This is a genomic window from Methylobacterium sp. WL19 (genome assembly GCF_008040005.1).
In the GTDB taxonomy this organism is placed as follows: domain Bacteria; phylum Pseudomonadota; class Alphaproteobacteria; order Rhizobiales; family Beijerinckiaceae; genus Methylobacterium; species Methylobacterium bullatum.
Genome location: NZ_VRVC01000001.1, coordinates 123,557 through 143,972, shown reverse-complemented (window position 1 = coordinate 143,972; position 20,416 = coordinate 123,557). Strand labels below are relative to the sequence as shown.

The 20,416-nt window shown below is 65.5% G+C and carries 22 protein-coding genes; 9 read left to right on the top strand and 13 right to left on the bottom strand.

Annotated elements, in window-relative coordinates; all coding sequences use genetic code 11:
• The 3 genes from FV220_RS00845 to fliL all read right to left on the bottom strand — a co-directional run.
• A partial coding sequence (locus FV220_RS00845; RefSeq protein ID WP_246689348.1) for a DUF6468 domain-containing protein occupies window positions 1–441 on the bottom strand: 441 nt, incomplete at its 3' end.
• 7 nt (window positions 442–448) lie between these two features.
• Entirely contained in the window at window positions 449–1,666 is a 1,218-nt protein-coding gene (fliM, locus tag FV220_RS00840; RefSeq protein WP_018042601.1) for a flagellar motor switch protein FliM, read from the bottom strand.
• 23 nt (window positions 1,667–1,689) lie between these two features.
• Window positions 1,690–2,187 (bottom strand): flagellar basal body-associated protein FliL, encoded by a 498-nt coding sequence (gene fliL, locus FV220_RS00835; protein ID WP_056144178.1) that lies wholly within the window; start codon window positions 2,185–2,187, stop codon window positions 1,690–1,692.
• Window positions 2,188–2,460: 273 nt separating this feature from the next.
• Between fliL and flgF the strand changes: the two genes are divergently transcribed.
• The 4 genes from flgF to flgH all read left to right on the top strand — a co-directional run bounded on the left by flgF (window position 2,461) and on the right by flgH (window position 5,940).
• Window positions 2,461–3,201: a flagellar basal-body rod protein FlgF gene (flgF, locus tag FV220_RS00830; protein WP_018042603.1), complete on the top strand. Its 741-nt coding sequence runs from the start codon at window positions 2,461–2,463 to the stop codon at window positions 3,199–3,201.
• Window positions 3,202–3,213: 12 nt separating this feature from the next.
• Complete coding sequence (gene flgG, locus FV220_RS00825; RefSeq protein ID WP_018042604.1) at window positions 3,214–4,005, top strand: flagellar basal-body rod protein FlgG; 792 nt, start codon at window positions 3,214–3,216, stop codon at window positions 4,003–4,005.
• Window positions 4,006–4,072: 67 nt separating this feature from the next.
• The gene (flgA, locus tag FV220_RS00820) at window positions 4,073–5,122 is read left to right on the top strand and encodes a flagellar basal body P-ring formation chaperone FlgA (RefSeq protein ID WP_056257957.1); all 1,050 of its coding nucleotides are present in this window, start codon (window positions 4,073–4,075) and stop codon (window positions 5,120–5,122) included.
• A gap of 65 nt (window positions 5,123–5,187) precedes the next feature.
• Window positions 5,188–5,940 (top strand): flagellar basal body L-ring protein FlgH, encoded by a 753-nt coding sequence (gene flgH, locus FV220_RS00815; RefSeq protein WP_056144728.1) that lies wholly within the window; start codon window positions 5,188–5,190, stop codon window positions 5,938–5,940.
• A 278-nt stretch (window positions 5,941–6,218) separates the two neighbouring features.
• Here the strand turns inward: flgH and FV220_RS25315 are convergent, their stop codons facing one another.
• Window positions 6,219–6,395: a hypothetical protein gene (locus FV220_RS25315; RefSeq protein ID WP_187273287.1), complete on the bottom strand. Its 177-nt coding sequence runs from the start codon at window positions 6,393–6,395 to the stop codon at window positions 6,219–6,221.
• Window positions 6,396–6,601: 206 nt separating this feature from the next.
• Window positions 6,602–7,021, bottom strand: coding sequence for an RNA polymerase-binding protein DksA (gene dksA, locus FV220_RS00810; protein WP_018042608.1), 420 nt, complete (start codon window positions 7,019–7,021; stop codon window positions 6,602–6,604).
• A gap of 480 nt (window positions 7,022–7,501) precedes the next feature.
• On the opposite strand from dksA, the gene FV220_RS00805 reads away from it, so the two are divergent.
• On the top strand, window positions 7,502–10,510 hold the full coding sequence (locus FV220_RS00805; RefSeq protein ID WP_147829062.1) for a PAS domain-containing protein: 3,009 nt from the start codon (window positions 7,502–7,504) through the stop codon (window positions 10,508–10,510).
• 37 nt (window positions 10,511–10,547) lie between these two features.
• Here the strand turns inward: FV220_RS00805 and FV220_RS00800 are convergent, their stop codons facing one another.
• Complete coding sequence (locus FV220_RS00800; protein WP_056144193.1) at window positions 10,548–10,979, bottom strand: flagellar assembly protein FliX; 432 nt, start codon at window positions 10,977–10,979, stop codon at window positions 10,548–10,550.
• A gap of 281 nt (window positions 10,980–11,260) precedes the next feature.
• On the opposite strand from FV220_RS00800, the gene FV220_RS00795 reads away from it, so the two are divergent.
• From FV220_RS00795 to FV220_RS00785, 3 genes are read left to right on the top strand one after another with little or no spacing between them, the layout of a single operon-like run.
• The gene (locus FV220_RS00795; protein ID WP_026175720.1) at window positions 11,261–12,400 is read left to right on the top strand and encodes a flagellar basal body P-ring protein FlgI; all 1,140 of its coding nucleotides are present in this window, start codon (window positions 11,261–11,263) and stop codon (window positions 12,398–12,400) included.
• Between the two features lie 43 nt (window positions 12,401–12,443).
• Window positions 12,444–12,863, top strand: a complete 420-nt coding sequence (locus FV220_RS00790) for a rod-binding protein (protein ID WP_147829058.1) — start codon at window positions 12,444–12,446, stop codon at window positions 12,861–12,863.
• On the top strand, window positions 12,847–13,335 hold the full coding sequence (locus FV220_RS00785) for a hypothetical protein (protein WP_018042613.1): 489 nt from the start codon (window positions 12,847–12,849) through the stop codon (window positions 13,333–13,335). Before FV220_RS00790 ends, FV220_RS00785 begins: the two co-directional genes overlap by 17 nt.
• Window positions 13,336–13,342: 7 nt before the next feature.
• On the opposite strand, the gene FV220_RS00780 is transcribed toward FV220_RS00785, so the two are convergent.
• Entirely contained in the window at window positions 13,343–13,591 is a 249-nt protein-coding gene (locus tag FV220_RS00780; RefSeq protein ID WP_244474491.1) for a porin, read from the bottom strand.
• A gap of 232 nt (window positions 13,592–13,823) precedes the next feature.
• Between FV220_RS00780 and FV220_RS00775 the strand changes: the two genes are divergently transcribed.
• The gene (locus FV220_RS00775) at window positions 13,824–14,648 is read left to right on the top strand and encodes a hypothetical protein (protein ID WP_147829040.1); all 825 of its coding nucleotides are present in this window, start codon (window positions 13,824–13,826) and stop codon (window positions 14,646–14,648) included.
• 30 nt (window positions 14,649–14,678) lie between these two features.
• Here the strand turns inward: FV220_RS00775 and FV220_RS25915 are convergent, their stop codons facing one another.
• From FV220_RS25915 to FV220_RS00745, 6 genes are all read right to left on the bottom strand, one after another.
• The gene (locus FV220_RS25915; RefSeq protein WP_246689347.1) at window positions 14,679–15,074 is read right to left on the bottom strand and encodes a hypothetical protein; all 396 of its coding nucleotides are present in this window, start codon (window positions 15,072–15,074) and stop codon (window positions 14,679–14,681) included.
• A 491-nt stretch (window positions 15,075–15,565) separates the two neighbouring features.
• The gene (gene grxD, locus FV220_RS00765; RefSeq protein WP_018042617.1) at window positions 15,566–15,907 is read right to left on the bottom strand and encodes a Grx4 family monothiol glutaredoxin; all 342 of its coding nucleotides are present in this window, start codon (window positions 15,905–15,907) and stop codon (window positions 15,566–15,568) included.
• A 45-nt stretch (window positions 15,908–15,952) separates the two neighbouring features.
• Window positions 15,953–16,459, bottom strand: coding sequence for a DUF29 family protein (locus FV220_RS00760; RefSeq protein ID WP_147829038.1), 507 nt, complete (start codon window positions 16,457–16,459; stop codon window positions 15,953–15,955).
• A 22-nt stretch (window positions 16,460–16,481) separates the two neighbouring features.
• Window positions 16,482–16,718, bottom strand: coding sequence for a BolA family transcriptional regulator (locus FV220_RS00755; RefSeq protein WP_018042619.1), 237 nt, complete (start codon window positions 16,716–16,718; stop codon window positions 16,482–16,484).
• A gap of 26 nt (window positions 16,719–16,744) precedes the next feature.
• Window positions 16,745–18,964: a phosphoribosylformylglycinamidine synthase subunit PurL gene (gene purL / locus FV220_RS00750; protein ID WP_147829036.1), complete on the bottom strand. Its 2,220-nt coding sequence runs from the start codon at window positions 18,962–18,964 to the stop codon at window positions 16,745–16,747.
• Between the two features lie 158 nt (window positions 18,965–19,122).
• The gene (locus FV220_RS00745; protein ID WP_238253859.1) at window positions 19,123–20,184 is read right to left on the bottom strand and encodes a hydrolase; all 1,062 of its coding nucleotides are present in this window, start codon (window positions 20,182–20,184) and stop codon (window positions 19,123–19,125) included.
• Window positions 20,185–20,416: the final 232 nt, after the last annotated feature.

The window sequence follows — 20,416 nt, the reverse complement described above, 5'->3', positions numbered from 1 at the left end:
GCGCTCACCGTTGGGGCTCGACGGCGCGGCCTTCGTGTCCCCGGCCTCCACCGGCGCGGCGCGGATCTCGGAGGGGCGGATCTCGACGGGGGGCACCACGGCCACCCGCGAGGGCTGCGAATGGGAGACGATGGCGGAGATGCGGGCGATCACGGTCTCGCCGGCCTGGACGTGGGCGGACAGGTCGGCGGCGTAGCGCTCCGCCGTGCCGAGGCGGTCGGCCAGGGTCCGGTCGCACTCGTCGAGGGTGGCGCGCAGGCCGATGATCGCCCGCTCGGCGGTGGAGCTCGCCACCACGAGATCGCCGATGGTCTGGCGCAGGGCCGCCTCGTCGGCCTTCATCCGGGTGATGCGCCGGCTGAGGCGCACGGACGAGACGATGCTGGCCACGAGGAGGATGGCGACGAGGACGTCGGCGGCGAGAGTGACGAGGAGGCTCATGCGCGGGTCACCCGTCGTTGCGGTTGTTCATGGAGGCCTCGAAGGCCTGGAACGTGGTGCGCGAGCGCCGGAGCGGCCGCGTGAGTTGCACCGAGATGTTGTCGTCGACACGGCCGATGCGCCCCTGCGTCAGGGCCCAGTCGCCGCAGCGGACGTTGACGAGGTCGGTGGGCTTGGTGTCGAACATCAGCGTGTCGCCGACCTTCAGGGACAGCACCTTCTTCAGAGGCAGCATCATCTCGTGGAGGACCGCCTCCATGGTGGCGTCGGCCTGCCAGATCTCGGTGGCGAGGTGGCTTTCCCAGGTGTGGTCGCGGCCGAGCTTCTCGCCCATGAAGCTCTGCATGAGCAGTTCACGGATCGGCTCGATGGTGGCGTAGGGAAACAGGATCTGGAGCTGGCCGCCGCGGCCGTCCATGTCGAGCTTCAGGGTGATCAGGATGGCGGCGTTGGCCGGCCGGGTGATCGTGGCGAAGCGCGGGTTGGTCTCGATCCGGTCGATGCCGAAGCGCACCGGGGAGAGCGGCTGGAACGAGAGTTCGAGATCGCTGAGGATGATCTCCACGAGGCGCCGCACCAGCTGCATCTCGATGGTCGTGAACGGACGCCCGTCGAGCCGGGTCGCCGAGCCGCCGCGCTTGCCGCCGAGCAGCAGGTCGAGGGTGGAGTAGGCGAGGTTCGATTCCACCGTGACGAGGCCGGAATTCTCCCAGGCATCGGCCCGGAACACCCCGAGCAGGGTCGGCAGCGGAATGGCATTGAGATAATCGCCGAAGCGGACCGAGGTGATGTTGTCGAGGGTGACCTCGACGTTGTCCTGGAAGAAGTTGCGCAGGCTCGTCGACAACAACCGGATCATCCGGTCGAAGACGATTTCCAGCATCGGCAGGCGTTCGTACTGGACGACGCCCGAATCCACGATGGCGCGGACACCGCCGGCACCCGAGGCCGACAATTCGCGCAAGGAGAAGCCGAGGACGCCGTCGATCTCGTCCTGGTTGAGGATGCGGTCGTTGCCGGCGAGTTCGGGGAGATTGTCGGTCTCCCCGTCCTCGATCATCGTCGCCCATTCGGCGGCGACGTCGCTCGCATGCGTGCTCGTGCCCTGCTCGGCCAGCGCCGCGCCCCACTCGTCGGCCAGCGAGGTCTCGCCGCCTTCGGCGTTCTGCGCGATCAGGGCGGCTGCCCAATCGTCCTCTTCGACCTCGTCTTCGGGACCTGCCATGACCGTCTCGACACCGATGGGGGTTACTGGACGATCACGTCCTTGAAGAGCACGGCCTCGGCCCGTGCCGGATGGATCGCGACGTTGACCCGGCGGAGCAGTTCCTCGCGGAGCCGGTACAATCCGGCCGAGCCGGCGAGGTCGCTCGGGCGCAACTCGCGCATGTAGACCTGGAAGGTGTCCTCGATGCGCGGCATCAGCGGCTTCACCTCGCCCTCCACCTTGGCGTCCTTGAGTTCGAGGGAGACCTTCACCTTGGCCGTGCGCGGCTTGTCCTGGCCGGGCTCGTTGGCGAGGTTGACCACCATCTCGCGCACTTCGAGGAAGACCAGGGGCTTCTTCACCTCCACGGCGGCGTGATCGTCGCCGCCCTTCTTCTTCATCATGAAGAACCCGCCGCCGCCGGCCAGCACCAGCACCGCCGCGCCGATCATGATGATCTTCTTCTTCCCGCCTTTAGGGGCTTCGCCTCCGGCGTCCTCCCCGTCCGCGGCGGGGGCCGTCTTGGGCTTCTTGGCCATGGATCGCCCCCATCGAATCTTGTCCCAGGGTGCGACCGGCGCTGAGCCCCCGCGACCCCGTGGAGGGATGTATCCAAGGTTACGGTTAACGTCTCGTTAAGGCGGCAAAACCTGCCGGGTGGTTCTTGCCGCGGGGATGCGGCGGGAGGACGGTGCGACCGGCCTCTCTTCGCCACAACATATTGGTTTCACTAATCTTTTCAGATTTTTTGGAGATGGCACGGGCCGTGCGGGTAACCTTAACGTCGCCGCAGCCCAAGGCTTATTCGATCCATGCAGAACGCGCTGTTTGTCGGAGTCTCCAGTCAGGTCGCCCTGCAGCGTGAGCTCGACGTGATCGCCAACAACATGGCGAACGTCTCCACCACGGGCTTCAAGGGCCGAAGCTCGCGGTTCCAGGAATACCTGATGCCGGTGGCGAGCGCCGACTCGTTCCATCGGCCCGACCGGCGCGTTTCCTACGTCATCGACCAGGGCACGGCCCTCGACCTCGCCCAGGGACCGATCGAGCAGACCGGCAATCCGCTCCACGTCGCGGTGCGCGGCGAGGCCTTCCTCGTGGTCCGCACCCCGAACGGCGACCGCTACACCCGCAACGGCGCGTTCGAGACCGACCCCCAGGGCAATCTCGTCACCAGCGACGGCTACGCCGTGCAGGGCGAGGGCGGCCCGATCCAGATCAACGCCCAGGAGACCGGCCTCTCCATCGGGCCGGACGGCACGGTCTCCACCAATCTCGGCATCCGCGGACGCGTGCGGATGGTGACCTTCGCCAACCCGCAGGCGCTCACCAACGAGGGCGCCAACCTCTACGGGTCGGCGGCGGCTCCGGTGGCCGCCGGCATCAACGGCCGCCTCGAATCGGGTGCCCTCGAACGCTCCAACGTCAAGCCGGTCATCGAGATGACCCGGCTGATGGACGTGAACCGCACCTACACCATGGTCTCGGGCGTGATCTCGCGCCTGGACGAGTTGCGGGGCACGGCGATCCGCCGCCTCGCCGACGTCGCGTAAGGAACCCAGGCGATGCGCGCCCTCTACGCAGCCGCCACGGGCATGGCGGCCCAGGAACTCAACGTCCAGGTCATCTCGAACAACATCGCGAACCTGCGCACCACCGGCTACAAGCGGCAGACGGCCCATTTCCAGGACCTGCTCTACCAGAACCTGCGCCGGGCCGGCTCGTCCACCTCGGACCAGAACACGCAGCTTCCCGCCGGCCTCGCCCTCGGGTCGGGCGTGAAGACGACCTCCACCGCGCGGACGATGTCGCAGGGGCCGCTCGCCTCGACGGAGAAGGAATACGACGTCGCCATCCGCGGCGAGGGCCTGTTCCGGGTGACCATGCCCGACGGCCGCACCGCCTATAGCCGCGACGGCTCGTTCGACCTCTCGGCCCAGGGCCAGCTCGTCACCCGCGACGGCTACCTCGTGGATCCGGGCATCACGGTGCCCAACAACGCCACCAGCGTCACGATCAGCGCGCAGGGCTCGATCCAGGCGACGGTGCCGGGGCAGACCGCGCCGCAGAATCTCGGCCAGTTCCAGCTCGCCCGCTTCGTGAACAAGGTCGGCCTCGAATCCATCGGCGACAACCTGTTCGTCGAGACCGCCGCCTCCGGCCCCGCCATCAACGGCCTGCCGGGCTCGGAGGGCTTCGGCAACCTGCAGCAGAGCTATCTCGAAGAGGCGAACGTCAACGCCGTCACCGAGATCTCGTCGCTGATCGCGGCGCAGCGTGCCTACGAGATGAATTCGAAGGTCGTCACGGCGGCCGACCAGATGCTCTCCACGACCTCGCAGATGTTCCGCGCCTGACGGTTCGTCCGGCCTGACGTTCCCGCTTCGCCTCTCCGTTTCAGCCCGCCTCCGAAAGCGTCGCGCCATGTTCGCCCTGAGACAGATCCCCACCGCCCAGCCGCGCCGCGTCGGCACGCTCACGCCCGGCATCGTCGTGCGCACGTTCCTCGCGCTCGCGGCCCTCGGCTTCATGACGGTCCAGGTTCTCGCCGAGGAGCCCGGCCAGCGGCTGCGCCTGCGCGGCGACGTCACCGCGCGCGGCGATATCCTGACGCTGGGCGATCTGGTGGAAGGGGCGCCGGCGGATCTGGCGCGGCGCCCGCTGTTCCGCGCCCCGGCGCTAGGCGCGTCGGGGACGATCCAGGCCCGCCGCATCGCCGATGCGGTGGCCCCCCTCGGCCTCGGCGAGATCGAGACCGGCGGCCGGAACCAGGTCTCGGTGCAGCGTGCCGCCCGGCGTGTCGGCCCCACGGAGATCGAGGCGGCCATCAAGCGCGTGCTGGAGACGGCCTACGGCCTCGACCCACGCAACCTCGCCCTCCGCCTCGACGGCGAGAACACCGTCCTGCTGGCGCCCCTCGACCTCGACGGGCAGGCGGCGGCCCTCGACGTCACCTACGATCCGCGCCTGAAGCGGGTCGCCGCCCTCATCACCCTGGGCGAGCGCCAGGCCTCCCTGCGCGTCGCCGGGTTGGTGCAGGAAATCCGCGAGGTCCAGATCCTCTCCCGCACGCTCAACCGCGGCGACACCGTGACGGCCGGCGACGTCGCCGTCGAGCGCCGCCCCCGCGAGGCGACGCCCCCGGATGCCCAGGCCGGGTCGGTGGTCGCCGTCGGTCAGATCGCCCAGCGCAGCCTGAGCGCCGGCTCCATCCTCCGCTCCGGTGACATCGCTCCGGCGGATCTCGTCCAGCGCGGCGAGGCCGTGACCATCGTGTTCGATTCGCCCGGCCTCAACCTCTCCCTGCGCGGACAGGCCAACGAGAACGGACGTCTGGGCGCGGCGATCACCGTCACCAATCCCGTTTCCAAGAAGACCCTCGCCGCCACCGTGATCGGCCCCGGCCGCGTCTCGGTCAGCTCCTCCGCCAGCATCGGCCGCCAGGCCAGTGCGGCGTTCGACGCCGGCCGCTGACACCGCCCCGATCCTCACGAGAAAAGCTGGCTCCCATGACCAATCGCTCCATGACCGTCCGTTCCATGCCCCTCATCAAGACGCCGCTCTCCCTCGCGGCGATCCTGCTGGCCTGCTCGGCCCTGGGCGCCTGCAACACGGTGGACCGGCTGTCGCAGGTCGGCGCCACCCCGGCGCTCTCCTCCATCGAGGATCCGACCTCGCAGCCGGGCTACCGCCCGGTGCGCCTGCCCATGCCGGACGTGCAGCCCGTCTCCTACGCACCCAATTCGCTGTGGCGGACGGGATCGCGCGCCTTCTTCAAGGATCAGCGCGCCGCCCGGATCGGCGACCTCGTGACGATCAAGGTCAACGTCACCGACAGGGCCAACCTGAACAACGAGACGAAGCGCTCCCGCTCCAACGCGGAAGGCATGGGGCTCCCCAACGCGTTCGGCCTGGAGAGCAGCGCCGCCGTGGCCGCCGCCGGGATCAGCCCGGACAAGCTCCTCGCCGGGACGTCGACCTCGTCGAGCGATGGTTCGGGCTCGGTCCAGCGCAACGAGACGGTGACGACCAACATCGCCGCCATCGTCAATCAGGTCCTGCCCAACGGGAACCTCGTGGTGGAGGGCAAGCAGGAAATCCGCATCAACTTCGAGGTGCGCGAACTCATCGTCGCCGGCGTGGTGCGGCCGGAGGATATCGAATCCGACAACACGATCGATTCCTCCAAGATCGCCCAGGCCCGCATCGCCTATGGCGGCCGCGGCCAGATCACCGACGTGCAGCAGCCCCGCTACGGCCAGCAGCTCGTCGACATCCTGCTGCCGTTCTGAGGCTGAGCCAGTTCGCCCGGACGGTCTTGGGTTCTGCGTCGTGGAACCTGCACATGTCGGGCTACGATAGTCACATATCTCGCGGGCAGCACGGGTCCCCTCTCTTGGAATGAGAGGAAGCGCGCCACGCCTCAGGTCGAACCGTCTTGGATAGAGGAACGGCCGTCGAAGAGAGGCGTGGACCCGGTGCCTTCCGAGCTAGGGAACGCGCGCGGCCCGCAAGATCGACGACGGTGCGTGAATAAATCCCGTCGACCAGCCCAGAGGGACCGTCCCGGTCAATGCTCGGTACCGGGCCGGTTGGGGCGCGGTGCGGTTCCGTGATTGTCGACGAAGGCCGAGCGTTCGGGGTCGTTCTTCAGCTTGGCGACGCGGGCGCGCTGCCACAACGCCACCCCGACGACGAGCGCGAAGGTTGCGAGGGCAAGCACGAGGATCAGAACTTCATTGTCCATGTCGGGATCCTTGATCGACGCGACGTCGTATCAGTAATCGTGACAACAGGACGAAGGTTCCGGGCGAGCAATTATCGTTTAAGGCCAAGCTTCTGTTGAATGCTCGGCGAGGTATTCAGGATCTAGAACTTCAGGGGCGACCGCCGAAACCTGTCACGACCACCGGCGGTCGCGACAGGTCCGTTCGATGGGCCACACCATCGACGCTACTCGTCGCGATAGACGCGCTCGCGCCGCTCGTGGCGCTCCTGCGCCTCCAGCGACAAGGTTGCGATGGGACGGGCGTCGAGGCGCTTCAGTGAGATCGGCTCGCCGGTCTCCTCGCAATATCCGTAGCTCCTGTCCTCGATCCGGGCCAATGCCGCGTCGATCTTGCCGGTGAGCTTGCGCTGGCGGTCGCGGGCCCGCAACTCGATGGCCCGGTCGGTCTCCGACGAGGCCCGGTCGGCCAGATCCGGATGATTCTCGTTTTCGGTCTGAAGTGCCACGAGCGTATCCTGCGCTTCGCGCAGAATGTCGGCTTTCCATCCCACCAGCTTACGGCGGAAATACTCACGTTGCCGCTCGTTCATGAACGGCTCGTCCTCGGACGGCACGTAACCGTCGTCGATCTTGACTGTCGCCATCCTCGCCCCTTCGCAAGTCCGTCACAGCCGGTACGCGGCGATGTTTCGCGTGCCTATACTTGAGGGCGCCCGACACTACAACGCACCCGTTGGTCCTACCCCCCTCGGATTCGGTGTTGCGTGCCCCCTGCGACAAACACGCAACGGGTGCATCCGCCAGGCGACACCCCGAGACGAACGCGCCGCGCTTGGCGTTCGGGCGGAAACCAGGCCGGATGGCGGTGCGAAGCCCCGTCGCATGGCGGTCGAAAACCCGTCGGATGGCGGTGGCCCGCCCCCTTCGCGAATACCATCGGACGATTGGGAGAGGCCGGTTTGCGGCCGGTGCGCCGTAACCTATAGGGTCGTTTCACGTCGGTCCCCGGACCGGCCGCGTGATCTCGCCCGCCGCGCGAAACCGAGGCCCTGAGAGTGCCGGAAAGCCGAACCTTGCCGAAGCCCATCGCCGGACATTCGGACATCTTCGTCGGCTCGAGCGAGATGGCGGCCCTGATGCGGGCCAAGGACTGGTCCCAGACCCCCCTTGGGCCGCCGGAACGCTGGCCCGAGGCGCTGAAGGTCGCCCTGCGCATCCTCCTGACCTCGCGGTTCGAGATGTGGCTCGGCTGGGGGCCGGAGATCGCGTTCTTCTACAACGACGCCTATCGCCCGACGCTCGGCCTCAAGCACCCGGAATCCCTCGCGAAACCCACCAAGATCCTCTGGGCCGAGATCTGGGACGACATCGAGGCGCGCATCCGCAGCGTCTACGAGGACGGCGAGGCGACCTGGGATCGCGGGCTGCTGCTGCTCCTTGAGCGCAACGGCTATCCCGAGGAAACCTATCACACTTTTTCCTACAGCCCGGTCCTCGCCGACGACGGAACGGTGGGTGGCCTGTTCTGCGCGGTCAGCGAAGAGACGAACCGCGTCATCAGCGAACGGCGCCTCGGAATCCTGCGTCTCCTCGGCGAGAGTCTCGCTCGGGCGGAAAGCCGCTCCGACGTCCTGCGGGCGGTGGAGGCCAGCCTCGGCGAGGCCCGTCGCGATCTGCCCTTCAGTGCCATCCATCTCTACGACGGGGGCAGCCTCGCCCGTCTCGCCGCCGCCACCGGGATGTCGGCGGACCATGCCGCCCTGCCGGAGGTCATCGATCCCGCCGGCCCCCTCGTGGGCTTGCTCGACGGCACGGGACACGAGACGATCGTCGATCTCGATCCTTCCCAGAACTGGCCGACCGGCGACTGGTCGAGGCCACCCGCGCAGGCGGTGAGCCTGCCCCTGGTCGGACAGGGTGGAAGCGCGCCGCTGGGCATCGTCACGGTGGGGCTGAACCCGCACCGGCCCATCGATGCCGATTACCTGAGCTTTCTCAAACTCTTGGCCGGACAGATCTCGTCGAGCCTCGCCAGCGTCTCGGCCTATGAGGCCGAGCGCGAGCGCAACGCTGTCCTCGCCGAAGCCGTTCGCATGCGTCAGGAGGCGGCCGAAGCCCTGAGGCAGGCCAACGAGGCCCTCCTCTCGGAAGTCCGGCAGAGGACGGCGGAGCGCGACCGCATGCGCACCCTGTTCCAGGACGCACCCGGCTTCATGTGCGTCCTGAGCGGACTCTCGCACGTGTTCGAGTACACCAACGAGGCCTATCTCCAGCTCGTCGGGCATCGCGACATCATCGGGATCGGCGTCCGCGAGGCGTTGCCGGAGGTCGAGGGACAAGGCTTCTTCGAGCTTCTCGACGAGGTCTACGCGACGGGCAGGCCCTTCATCGGCCGGAACATGCCGGTGACGATCCAGGCCGGACAAGATGGCGGCCTCGAACAGCGCATCCTCAACCTCGTCTATCAGCCGATCACGGAGGCCGACGGCAGCGTCACCGGCATCTTCGCCGAGGGGCACGACGTCACCGACCGCGCGCTCGCCGAAGATGCGCTGAGACGCCTGAACGAGACGCTGGAACAGCAGGTCCAGGCCCGGACCCAGGAAGTCCAGGAGCGGACCCAGGAGCGCGATCGGGCCTGGCGCCTGTCGCAGGATCTGCTGATGGTCACGGAAGCGGACAGCCGGATCGCGGCGATCAACACCGCCTGGACGACCCTTCTCGGCTGGACATCCGACGATCTCGCCGGCCGGTCCTTTGCGGATCTCGCCCATCCCGACGACCGCGACGCCGTCTGCGCGACCTTCTCGGCCATCGTCGCCGAACCGCTCACCGACCCCTTCGAGTTCCGGCTGCGCCACGCCGACGGCAGCTACCGCTGGTTCGCCTGGACGGGCGCGTTCGAGGACGGACGGGTCTATGCCAGCGGCCGCAACACCACGGCCGAGCGCGAGCAGGCGGCCGCCCTCGCACTCGCCGAGGACGCCTTGCGTCAGGCCCAGAAGATGGAGGCCGTGGGCCAGCTCACCGGCGGGATCGCCCACGATTTCAACAACTTGCTCACCGGGATCGTCGGCTCCCTCGACCTGATGCAGACCCGCCTGTCGCAGGGCCGGATGGACAATATCGAACGCTACGCCAAGGCGGCGATGTCCTCCGCCAACCGGGCCGCCGCGCTGACCCACCGGCTCCTCGCCTTCGCCAGGCGCCAGCCGCTCGATCCGAAGCTGGTCGACGCCAACGCCCTGATCGCATCCCTCGAAGACCTTCTGCGCCGGACGATCGGCGAGACGATCTCCCTCGACATCGTCATGGGGGAGGGGCTGTGGGCGACCCTGTGCGATCCCCACCAGCTCGAGAACGCGATCCTCAACCTCGCCATCAATGCCCGCGATGCCATGCCGGATGGCGGCCGTCTGCGCATCGAAACCAGCAATTCCGAACTCGACCGCGCCTATGCCCGACTGCATCCGGGGGTGGAGCCGGGCGCGTATGTCCGCATCGTCGTATCGGATACCGGCACCGGCATGCCGGCCGACGTCATCGCCCGGGCCTTCGACCCGTTCTTCACCACGAAGCCCCTGGGGCAGGGGACCGGCCTCGGCCTGTCGATGATCTACGGCTTCGCCCGGCAGTCGGACGGCCATGCCAAGATCGACTCGCAGGTCGGGCACGGTACGGCGGTGAAGCTCTACCTGCCCCGCTCCGTCGAAGCGGTCCCGGAGCCAGGCACGGCGGACACCATCACGGAGGCGGCCCGTCTCGGTGCGGGGGAGACGGTCCTCGTGGTCGAAGACGAGGGGGTGGTGCGCGACCTCATCGTCGATGTGCTGGAAGACCTTGGCTACCGCGCGATCTCGGCCCCGGACGGCCTGTCCGGCCTGAAGATCCTGCTCACCCAGGAGCGTGTGGACCTGCTCGTAACCGATGTCGGCCTTCCCGGCCTCAACGGTCGCCAGCTGGCCGATCAGGCCCGCGAAACCCGCCCCAATCTGAAGGTGCTGTTCATTACCGGCTATGCCGAGAACGCCATCTTCGGCAACGGCCAGCTCGATCCGGGCATGCAGATGATCACCAAGCCGTTTCCGGTGGAGATCCTGGCCGGGCGCATCCGCGAGATGATGGAAACCTGAAGCGCCAGAAGGCTTTCGCTTCTGACGGCAGGCCCCGTCAGGTGGCTTGAGCGGCCGAGAGCTTGGCGAGTTCCACCGCTGCGCGCAGCTCGATATCGGCGATGAGCCCGTCGAGGCGCGGATCGCCGCTGGACCCGGCACGCTCCGAGAGTCGGCTCGCGATGGCTTGGAGTTCACGCGTCGAAACCCTTCCCATCACCAGGGAAGCCTTCAGCCGGTCGAGACCGTCGAGCAGGTCGTGGCCACGCTTGGCGAAGCGACGGCGGCGCTCGCCGGGCTGCTCGCCCTGACCCTGCAGGGTCAGGATCGCGTCGAGCCCCGCCAGGGAGGTGGTGGGTGCGGTGGTGGCCGAAGAGGTGGTGGCGGCTGCGTCACCGCCAAGCAGGAAGGAAGAGGACGCATCCGTCTTACGCAGGGCGGGCGAGGCAGAGGCCGAGGCGTGGGAGACGAGGCGGTTATCGACGCGCATGAGCCGTCTCCGAAAATCAGGGCGTCGCTTCGCGCATCGGCACGACGATCGTTTCGCCCAGCAGAATCCGCCCTCGATGGTTAACCATCCGTAAACGACCGGGCAGAAGCTGCCGGGTCGGCAGGGAAAGCGGTTCTCAACCCGAGTACGGGAAACGCCAGCTCGAAAAATAAGCGTTTTTTGTCAGATGCTTGACCGACATGGCCGGTTGGCATGGTCCTGGCAGACCATCCGGCATGTCCAACGTCCACGACATGCCCCGCCGACCAGCAAAGCGCATCATGCCAATCGCGACCGCCCGGACCTTCCAATCGGCACTCCTCACCTGCGGCGCGGCGCTGCTGGCGCTGGTCTTCGGCTTGAGCGGCCAGGCTTTCGCCCTGTCCCGGGTGAAGGATCTCGCGAGCATCGAAGGCGTGCGGCAGAACCAGCTGGTGGGCTACGGTATCGTCGTCGGCCTCAACGGCACCGGCGATACCCTCAACAACATCCCCTTCACCCGGCAGTCCCTCCAGGCGATGCTCGAGCGGCTCGGGGTCAACACGAGGGGGGCCACCATGCGCACCCAGAACCTCGCGGCCGTGATGGTGACGGCGAGCCTGCCGCCCTTCGCCACACAGGGAAACCGGATCGACATCACGGTCTCGTCCCTGGGCGACGCCAAATCCCTCCAGGGCGGCACCCTGCTGGTGACGCCGCTCCTCGGCGCCGATGGCGAGGTCTACGCCCTGGCCCAGGGATCGGTCGCCATTGCGGGCTTCTCGGCCGAGGGCGATGCCGCCAAGATCACGCGCGGGGTGCCCACCAACGGGCGCGTGCCCAACGGAGCGATGATCGAGCGGGAGACGGCGTTCAAGATGAACGACATGCGCTCCCTGCGCCTGTCCCTGCGCAACCCGGACTTCACCACCTCGAAGCGGATCGCCGCCGCGATCAACGACTTCATGGGCGCCGACACCGCCGAACCCACCGACCCGGCCACCGTCACCCTGCAGATCCCGGCGAAGTACAACGGCAACATGATCCGCCTCGTCACCGAGATCGAGCAGCTGAAGATCGAGCCCGATCAGACGGCGCGGGTGGTCGTCGACGAGCGCTCGGGCATCATCGTCATGGGCCGCGACGTGCGCGTATCCACCGTCGCCATTGCTCAGGGGAATCTGACCGTCACCATCACCGAGCAGCCGCAAGTCAGCCAGCCTGCGCCACTCTCCAACGGCACGACTACCGTGGTGCCGCGCACCGGCGTCAAGGTCGATACAGGCGAGGGCAACAAGCTCGCCATGGTCAAGGAAGGTGTCACCCTGCGTGAGTTGGTGGATGGCCTGAACGCGCTGGGGGTCGGCCCACGCGACCTGATCTCGATCCTCCAGGCCATCAAAGCCGCCGGCGCCCTCCAGGCCGATATCGAGGTGATGTGATGCACTTCCCTCTCTTCCTCCTCCAACCCAAGAGGCGATGACCATGCTGTTCGCACCCCTCGCCGCCAAAGCCGCCATCGGGGTCGGCCGGGCTATCGTCGGCGATATCGCCAAGTCGGTCGGTAATGGCCTCAAAGACGAGACGACAAAGGCGGCGTCGACGTCCGCAAATAGCAAACTTGCAGCGGCGGTCACGGGCAAGACACCGGCGGAGATCAAGGCTCGCAAGGCGTCCAACGAATTCGAGACGATGTTCCTGGAGCAGACCCTGGAGCGGCTCGCCACCTCGGAGGGCACTGATGGCCCCCTCGGCGACAACGGCACCGGCGGAGCGGTTTACCGCTCGATGCTGACCAAGGAATATGCGGGTCAAATGGCGAAGAGCGGGGGGGTCGGCATCGCCGATCAGGTCTACCGCGAGATGATCAAGATGCAGGAGGCTGGAAATGCAAGCCGCAACTGAGACCAAATCTCTTCGCATCGCGGACAAGGCCGGCGCAGATGCGCTGATCGCGCACATCATGCAAACCATGCAGGCGCTGGAGGACATCCTCTCGGAGGAGGGAGGCCACGTTCGCGTCGGGCGTCTGCGCCAGGGCCTATCGCAGACCGAGCGGAAGACTGCCCTGGGGGCGTCCTACATGCAGAGCCTGGAAGTGGCAAAAGCCAATGCCATCGCGTTGGCACGGTTCGCCCCGGAATCCATCGAAGAGCTTAAAACCGCGCACCGGCGATTTGCCCAGGTGGTGGAAACCAGTCAGATCGTGCTGGCAACGGCACGCACGGTCTCCGAAAGCCTGGTCAAGTCCCTGGCCGACGACATGAACCGCTCGAGAACGGCCACCGTGTATGGACGCCCCTCTCAGCCGCCGTCTCCCTATGGCAAGGGACCGGCGGGTCGGAGCCAGCCCCTGGTGCTGTCGCGCAACCTTTGACAGCGTTTCAACGCTGTCCCGCGTCGATCCGCACATAGGTCCGAACCGGACCATAACCTGTCTCCGTGCGGGTATCGACGGCGAGGCGGCCGCCGGCGATCGATCGGGAGGCGGTGTCGCCTTCGCGGGAGCGCAGGTCGAGCCCCGTCGTTGCCCGTCCGCCAATGCGGATGCAGGTTTCCGAGCCGGGAATGCGAATGAACCCCGAGCCGTGCCTGGGACAAGGCTTTGCTGCCTGCTGCAGTTGCGGCCTCATCGGCTCAAGCGCAAAAGCGAGAGACGTCAGGGTCGTGAGTACGCAGACAGCCAAGCTGCCGACCAGTGTCGCCCTCACCATGCGTGTCGTTCCCCAAGGCTCCGTCGGAACAATTCGCTATACCCTTTCGGCCGCGAACGATCGATACCGGTTCCCCTCCGCCATACGGTAACCTTTCGGTAAACAAACGTCCTTAATCGTTGGTGACACGGTCAAAAGGGAAGCTTGAGACATGGCGGATAAGGTCATCGGGGCGGCGGAGTCCGATCGGTCGCCGGAAGCGCTTTTAAAACAAGCCGTTAGCGGCGCCAAGGTGAAGCCCGCGCCGATGCCGGAGAAGCGTCGGCGACTGCCATCGATTTCCCCGCTTCTTGGCGGAGTGGCGGCGGCGGCCCTCGTGATCGGGCTCGCTGTGGGCGCAGGAGCGATGAGCCTCGTTTCGCCGAAATCCGATCCATCCTCGGAGCAGCTGGCGCAGATCCAATCCCGTCTGGAAATCCGCCAGGCGGATGTCGCCCGTCTACAGACCGAAATCGAGAAGCTAGGAAAGGTTCTCGCGCAGGTGCAGGATGCTACCGAGTCTGTCCGCAGCGAAGCGAAGAATCGGTCCGCCGCCCTCAACGACCGGATCGGCAAGGCCGAACAGGCTATCGTTTCAAAAGTCACGAGCCTCGCCGACCGGCAGGATCAAACAGAGCGAGACCAGACGGCAAAAATCGCTGCTCTGACGTCGCAATTGGACAAGCGAGCGGCGGCGCCCGCTCCGGCCGCTCCTGTGGCGGCGACGCAAGCCGCCAAGCCTCAGCAGCCTGAGCCAACGGAGACCGGATCCCTTCCCGACAAAGCAAAAGCTTCGACACCGGCTGTCATCGATGGATGGGCTGTGCGCGAGGTCTATAACGGTGTGGCCGTCATCGAGGATCGTCGTCATCGCCTCGTGGAGGTCGGTCCAGGGGACACGATCCCAGGCGTCGGCAAGGTCGATTCAGTCGAGAGACGCGGGCGGAGCTGGGCGGTTGTAACGAAACAGGGCCTGATCACCAGCCAAACTTGGTGAGCCGACGGACAATATCGAGTATGCGCGGAATCAGGACAGCTGTACTTCGATCTCTGGATCACGCAGGGAATGCGGATACCGCGCTTCAATAGTGAGGGGATCAGCCATAGCGCACCCGCGTGCAGCGCGGTTGCGGCCATGGGTCAGTGCCCGATCCTGCGCTTCCTGGGTGGGGAACAGAATGGCCGCGAGGAGAGCCTGTCCCTCGAATTCTGAATCCAGATTCTTTGCTTCAAACACTGGCATTGCGGTCACCGGACCTTGAGCCGTGCGAACTTCGCATGGGTCGTTGTGTGCGTATAAACCGACAATGTGGATTCCGGCAACAAGTTCCCGTCCGCGACGATTGTTTACGCTTAATTTGCATTTTGCATCGCCACGAAGTTTCCGCAGTGCGGCAACACACTCGATTACAGGTTCATACAATCTGGAATGGGACCTCCTGCAAAAGTATAGTAAGCGTCGGCCGCCTCACCCCATCCATGGGCGCATGAAACTGAAACCCAGCTAATCGTCGCGGGCACAAATCTCAGATTTTTGAGAAAATATCAAATAGAAGGATTTATTATCGGTTCATTTTCAAATAATAAAAATGGATGCTCACCCAATAAAAACCAATAATTACTGAAATTTGCTCGTTTTTAATCACATTGATACTGAAGATTTATGATTTAACCAAAAAATATCACCCTCTATGTACCTTATCTAATACTCTACATAAATCGATGACCCTCTGACGTGGCCCGCGATGACCTTGGATGGGTAGCCAATCGCCCCTCATCCTCGAGCCCAAGGCCCCCTGCCTAAGGTTCAATGTAAAATCGGCTGTTGCGCTCTTGTACCGATAAATTGTGAGCGACACGAAAAAGGGCGCTCGCGCGCCCTTAATCGACATTTAAGATTGAGCTTTGGTCGCTTCAGGCGACTGCAGTCGCCTTTACAGCCACACCCTTCTCGGTGAGGAACTGCTGCAATTCTCCCGACTGGAACATCTCGCGGGTGATATCGCAACCGCCCACGAACTCGCCCTTGACGTAGATCTGCGGAATGGTGGGCCAATTCGAAAAGGCCTTGATCCCGTCGCGGATCGCCATGTCGTCGAGAACGTTCACGCCCTTGAACGGCACTTCGAGGTAATTGAGGATCTGCACGACCTGGCCGGAGAAGCCGCACATCGGAAACTGTGGCGTGCCCTTCATGAACACGACGACGTCCTGGGAATCGATCTCGGTCTTGATGGCGGCGTTGACGTCGGTCATGCAAATATCCTTTCCAGGACTGAGGCGGGGAACTAGTGCTTGAAGTCAGTGTTTTTCCGGCGATTTCAAGATCGTCGTTTCGGCGATCCTCAAAAGCGCGTCGTCCATGTCGAATGGGGTGACCAGGGGATCGTCCACGCCTAAGGAGCATTGAAACGGCAAGTTGGAGATCAGCGTATCGCCGTATGCGGTCCGTCCCGGCTTGGCTAGTTCCTGGGTTGCGGTCCAGCCGTTGAACCAGTCGATACGCTGCGACATGGAAGGTTCGCAACGTCCGCGGGCACCGATCTGGAAGGTCTCAACCTCCCTGCGCCAATGCTCTACGGGGAGCGTGCGTGGCGCGGATAGCCGCTCTAAGAGATGCACCGGGCTTTGAGTGCGGAGGTTTTCACCGGCCTGGGCCTGCGAACGCCCTACGCTCACCATCTCCTCGGCGATATTCTCCCAATCCAGCATATTGGACAGGTCGGACCGTCGCGAGAGGGCGCGCAAGGCCGACGCTTGCTGCTCGGTCCCGCTCACGATGTCGTCGTACAGGCTCGGCTGGTCCATGGGGACGCCCTGTTGATCGCCCCTAATCTTGCGGGACACCGGTGGTGAGCGCAAGGGCGTGCAGGACGCCCCCCATCCGCCCCTGAAGCGCACCGTAGACGAGTTGGTGTTGCGCTACGCGAGTCTTACCCTTGAAGGCCGAGGAGATGACTGTGGCGGCATAATGGTCGCCGTCGCCGGCCAGGTCTTTGATCTCGATCGTGGCGTCGGGCAGCGCTTCACGGATCATGGCCTCGATATCGCGCGCATCCATCGGCATCGGACTCAATCCCTTTCGAGTGACATTCAGACCGTGGCAGGCCGGGTCGCCATGTAGGTCGGCAGCCAGCCTTCATGCGCCTCGCGCAGATCCGAGACGGATATGGTTTCGCCCGCGGGCAAGGTCAAATCTTGCCCTCCAGCTAAGCCGATGACGGAGGCCGGAATACCCTGCGCGTTCGCGCTGCAGAGAAGGTCCGGCACGTTCTCCGGGTCGACGCTGAGGAGGTAGCGGGCCTGGTCCTCTCCAAAGAGATAGGCATGCGCGGGAAGACCGGCGGGCGCATCCGGCAGGGTCGCGCCGATACCACCGGCAATGGCCATTTCGGCGAGGGCCACGGCAAGTCCGCCATCGGAGAGGTCGTGCACGGTGTCGACGAGGCCCGAGACGATGAGGCTGCGCACGAAATCGCCGTTGCGGCGCTCTGCCGCGAGATCGACCGGCGGCGGCGCACCATCCTCGCGCCCGGAAACCACCGAGAGATAGACCGATTGGCCGAGCCAGCCTTCCGTGGCGCCCACGAGGACGAGCATATCGCCGTCACGCTTCAGCGAGATGGTGGCGTGTTTCGTGACATCGTCGAGAAGGCCGACGCCGCCAATAGTCGGGGTCGGCAGGATGCCGACGCCGTTGGTTTCGTTGTACAGCGAGACGTTGCCGGAGACGACGGGGAAGTCGAGGGCGAGGCAGGCCTCGCCGATGCCCTTGAGGCAGCCGACGAGCTGCCCCATCACCTCGGGCTTCTCCGGGTTGCCGAAATTCAGGTTGTCGGTGATGGCGAGAGGCTTGGCGCCCACCGCCGTGATGTTGCGCCAGGCTTCCGCCACGGCCTGCCGGCCGCCTTGCACCGGGTCCGCCTCGCAATAGCGCGGAGTCACGTCGGCGGTCAGGGCTAGCCCCTTGGGTCCGTCCTCGACGCGAACGATGGCGGCGTCGCCACCGGGCTTCTGCACGGTGTTGCCGCCGATGAAGTGGTCGTACTGCTCGTAGACCCAGCGCTTCGAAGAGAGGTCGGGGGAGCCGACCAGCTTCTTCAGGGCCTCGGCATTGCCGATCGGCGCAGGCACGTCGGCGGCCGCGATCACCGGCTGGTGCGTGTTGGCGATGTGCGGCCGGTCGTAGAGCGGGGCTTCGTCGCCGAGTTCCTTGATCGGCAGGTCGGCCATCGTGACGCCGTCATGCTTCACCACGAAGCGCAGAGTATCGGTGGTGTGCCCGATGATCGCGAAATCGAGGCCCCATTTCACGAAAATGGCCTCGGCTTCCGCTTCCATGCCGGGCTTGAGCACCATGAGCATGCGCTCCTGGCTCTCCGAGAGCATCATCTCGTAGGCGCTCATGTTCTCTTCGCGGGCCGGCACCTTCTCGATGTGGAGCTCTACGCCGAGATCGCCCTTGGCGCCCATCTCGACGGCCGAGCAGGTGAGGCCGGCCGCACCCATGTCCTGGATCGCGATGACGGCTCCCGTCGCCATCAGTTCGAGGCAGGCTTCGAGCAGCAGCTTCTCGGCGAAGGGGTCGCCGACCTGCACCGTGGGACGCTTCGATTCGGAGGCGTCGTCGAACTCAGCCGAGGCCATGCTGGCGCCGTGGATGCCGTCGCGGCCGGTCTTAGAGCCGAGATAGACGATTGGGTTCCCGACGCCTGTTGCCGCCGCATAAAAGATCGCGTCGGTGCGGGCGAGGCCCACCGCCATGGCGTTGACGAGGATGTTGCCGTCATAGCGCGGGTGGAAACCGACGGCGCCGCCCACGGTTGGGACGCCGAAGGAATTGCCGTAGCCGCCGATGCCGGCCACCACACCGGAGACGAGGTGGCGCGTGCGGGGATGGTCCGGAGAGCCGAAGCGCAGGGCGTTCAGCGCCGCGATCGGCCGCGCCCCCATGGTGAACACGTCGCGCAGGATGCCGCCAACCCCTGTCGCTGCGCCCTGATAGGGCTCGATGAAGCTCGGGTGGTTGTGACTCTCCATCTTGAAGACGCAGGCCAGTCCGTCTCCGATATCGATGATACCGGCATTCTCGCCGGGTCCCTGGATCACCCATGGCGCCGAGGTCGGCAGGCCGCGCAGGTGCTTGCGCGAGGACTTGTAGGAGCAGTGCTCGTTCCACATGGCCGAGACGATGCCGAGCTCGGTCAGGGTCGGATCGCGTCCGATCAGGCCACGGAAGCGCTCGTACTCGTCCGGCGTCAGGCCATGCTGGCGTACCAGCTCCGGTGTGATCGGAACATCGTTGCGGAACATGCGACCCCTCTCGACCGCTCAGGTATCTGTCGCGCCCCTCCCGATCTCGGAATGGGTTTGCGAGGTTCACCAAGTCCGGTCGGCTCTAGAGGGTAAGCGCCCGTGCTGGCAACTCATCAAAGCGGCGTCCGGCCATGCGGACTGGCGGAAACGCTGCGTCAGACGACCTTCTCGGAGGCGGGCTCACCTGGAAGACGCAGGCGATCGATGGCGCTGTGGATAGGCTCGGGACCAGCGACGAAGGCGACGTAATCGAATGCCTGTGGGTTCAGGCTCGACATCAGCAACTGGAAATGCATGCGGAACAGATTCCACTTGCGCCGGGCGATAATGTTCTTCTCGATCAGGTCGGTGATGCGGACATGGATCTCCACCGGCCGATGTGCAGGCGGGGAGGGCATGTCGGAGGCGCTGAGGACGTCGCGTTGGTGGACCGAAAGCCAGTCCCACTTCGCACGCACGTCAAGCCAACGGATGGCGCGGCATGCCGCCACCCGCGCGAGGGCCGCGCGCATCTCGCCAGCCGGTGCATCGAGGGTGATCCAAGGGATCACGCTGCCGATACTGACGAAGGAAACCGGCGTGCCACGCTGCCCGAAGCCGGGATCCTGCGTGAGGACCCTGTCGAGAGCCTCGACGCCGAGAAAGCTCGATGAGGAATGTCCGATGACGACGATCTCGCTTGCTCTGCCTTCAGCGGTGCGTATCTCATCGGCGAAGGCGTCGAGACGCCGGCGCATGCGCGTCTCGGCACCGCTGGCGTGGTCGTGGGTGAATGCGGCATCGTCCACGAGGTGGGCGACATAGAACGGTTTGGACCGGGTCAAGCCCATCAGGCCGGCGAGGAGGGCGTAGGAGAGGACCGGGATCGCCGCGATCAACCAAGGTCGCCAGCCTGACGGTCCGAGCAGAGACGGCAACGCCGCCAGGATCACCGATGCGACGATCAGGCCGGCATAGATCTGGTGGACGCCGATGATCACGCGGGCAAAGCGCTTGGCTTCCCGCCGAAACCTGCGAACGTATCCGCTGCGGTAGAGGCGCCACCATAGGGCGGGGACCTCCACAAGGCGTCGCCAGTTCGATCGCGGAAAGCGGGCGCGGACGATGTCGTCCCAGCGCAGCAGGGTATAGCGCGTGGGGGCCCCGTCCACGTTCACCGTCCAATCGAGGCGCAAGCCATCTTCCGACCGCACCGGGTCGCTCACGGCGATGGCCATGCGGCGCCTCACTGCCGTCAGTCGGCTCTCGCGCCGAAATAAGCCCCAATAGGTTTCGGGCTCACGCGGATCGAAACCCGGCATGTAAAAAATCTGGCGCGGAAGGAGATCTGTGGCGGGTGATTCCGAAGCGATGGGATGTTTATCCGTGCAGCAGGAGGAGAAGGTGGGCGGCGCCTGCAAGCGAAGCGCCGGAACCGGTCCCTACACGATCAAGTCGACCTCGTACGAG

Bases quoted from the DNA above. Each gene is read 5' to 3' on its own strand.
- fliM (WP_018042601.1), bottom strand. From the start codon at position 1,666: ATGGCAGGTCCCGAAGACGAGGTCGAAGAGGACGATTGGGCAGCCGCC.
- fliL (WP_056144178.1), bottom strand. From the start codon at position 2,187: ATGGCCAAGAAGCCCAAGACGGCCCCCGCCGCGGACGGGGAGGACGCC.
- flgF (WP_018042603.1), top strand. From the start codon at position 2,461: ATGCAGAACGCGCTGTTTGTCGGAGTCTCCAGTCAGGTCGCCCTGCAG.
- flgG (WP_018042604.1), top strand. From the start codon at position 3,214: ATGCGCGCCCTCTACGCAGCCGCCACGGGCATGGCGGCCCAGGAACTC.
- flgA (WP_056257957.1), top strand. From the start codon at position 4,073: ATGTTCGCCCTGAGACAGATCCCCACCGCCCAGCCGCGCCGCGTCGGC.
- flgH (WP_056144728.1), top strand. From the start codon at position 5,188: ATGCCCCTCATCAAGACGCCGCTCTCCCTCGCGGCGATCCTGCTGGCC.
- FV220_RS25315 (WP_187273287.1), bottom strand. From the start codon at position 6,395: ATGGACAATGAAGTTCTGATCCTCGTGCTTGCCCTCGCAACCTTCGCG.
- dksA (WP_018042608.1), bottom strand. From the start codon at position 7,021: ATGGCGACAGTCAAGATCGACGACGGTTACGTGCCGTCCGAGGACGAG.
- FV220_RS00805 (WP_147829062.1), top strand. From the start codon at position 7,502: ATGGCGGCCCTGATGCGGGCCAAGGACTGGTCCCAGACCCCCCTTGGG.
- FV220_RS00800 (WP_056144193.1), bottom strand. From the start codon at position 10,979: ATGCGCGTCGATAACCGCCTCGTCTCCCACGCCTCGGCCTCTGCCTCG.
- FV220_RS00795 (WP_026175720.1), top strand. From the start codon at position 11,261: ATGCCAATCGCGACCGCCCGGACCTTCCAATCGGCACTCCTCACCTGC.
- FV220_RS00790 (WP_147829058.1), top strand. From the start codon at position 12,444: ATGCTGTTCGCACCCCTCGCCGCCAAAGCCGCCATCGGGGTCGGCCGG.
- FV220_RS00785 (WP_018042613.1), top strand. From the start codon at position 12,847: ATGCAAGCCGCAACTGAGACCAAATCTCTTCGCATCGCGGACAAGGCC.
- FV220_RS00780 (WP_244474491.1), bottom strand. From the start codon at position 13,591: ATGAGGCCGCAACTGCAGCAGGCAGCAAAGCCTTGTCCCAGGCACGGC.
- FV220_RS00775 (WP_147829040.1), top strand. From the start codon at position 13,824: ATGGCGGATAAGGTCATCGGGGCGGCGGAGTCCGATCGGTCGCCGGAA.
- grxD (WP_018042617.1), bottom strand. From the start codon at position 15,907: ATGACCGACGTCAACGCCGCCATCAAGACCGAGATCGATTCCCAGGAC.
- FV220_RS00760 (WP_147829038.1), bottom strand. From the start codon at position 16,459: ATGGACCAGCCGAGCCTGTACGACGACATCGTGAGCGGGACCGAGCAG.
- FV220_RS00755 (WP_018042619.1), bottom strand. From the start codon at position 16,718: ATGCCGATGGATGCGCGCGATATCGAGGCCATGATCCGTGAAGCGCTG.
- purL (WP_147829036.1), bottom strand. From the start codon at position 18,964: ATGTTCCGCAACGATGTTCCGATCACACCGGAGCTGGTACGCCAGCAT.
- FV220_RS00745 (WP_238253859.1), bottom strand. From the start codon at position 20,184: ATGGCCATCGCCGTGAGCGACCCGGTGCGGTCGGAAGATGGCTTGCGC.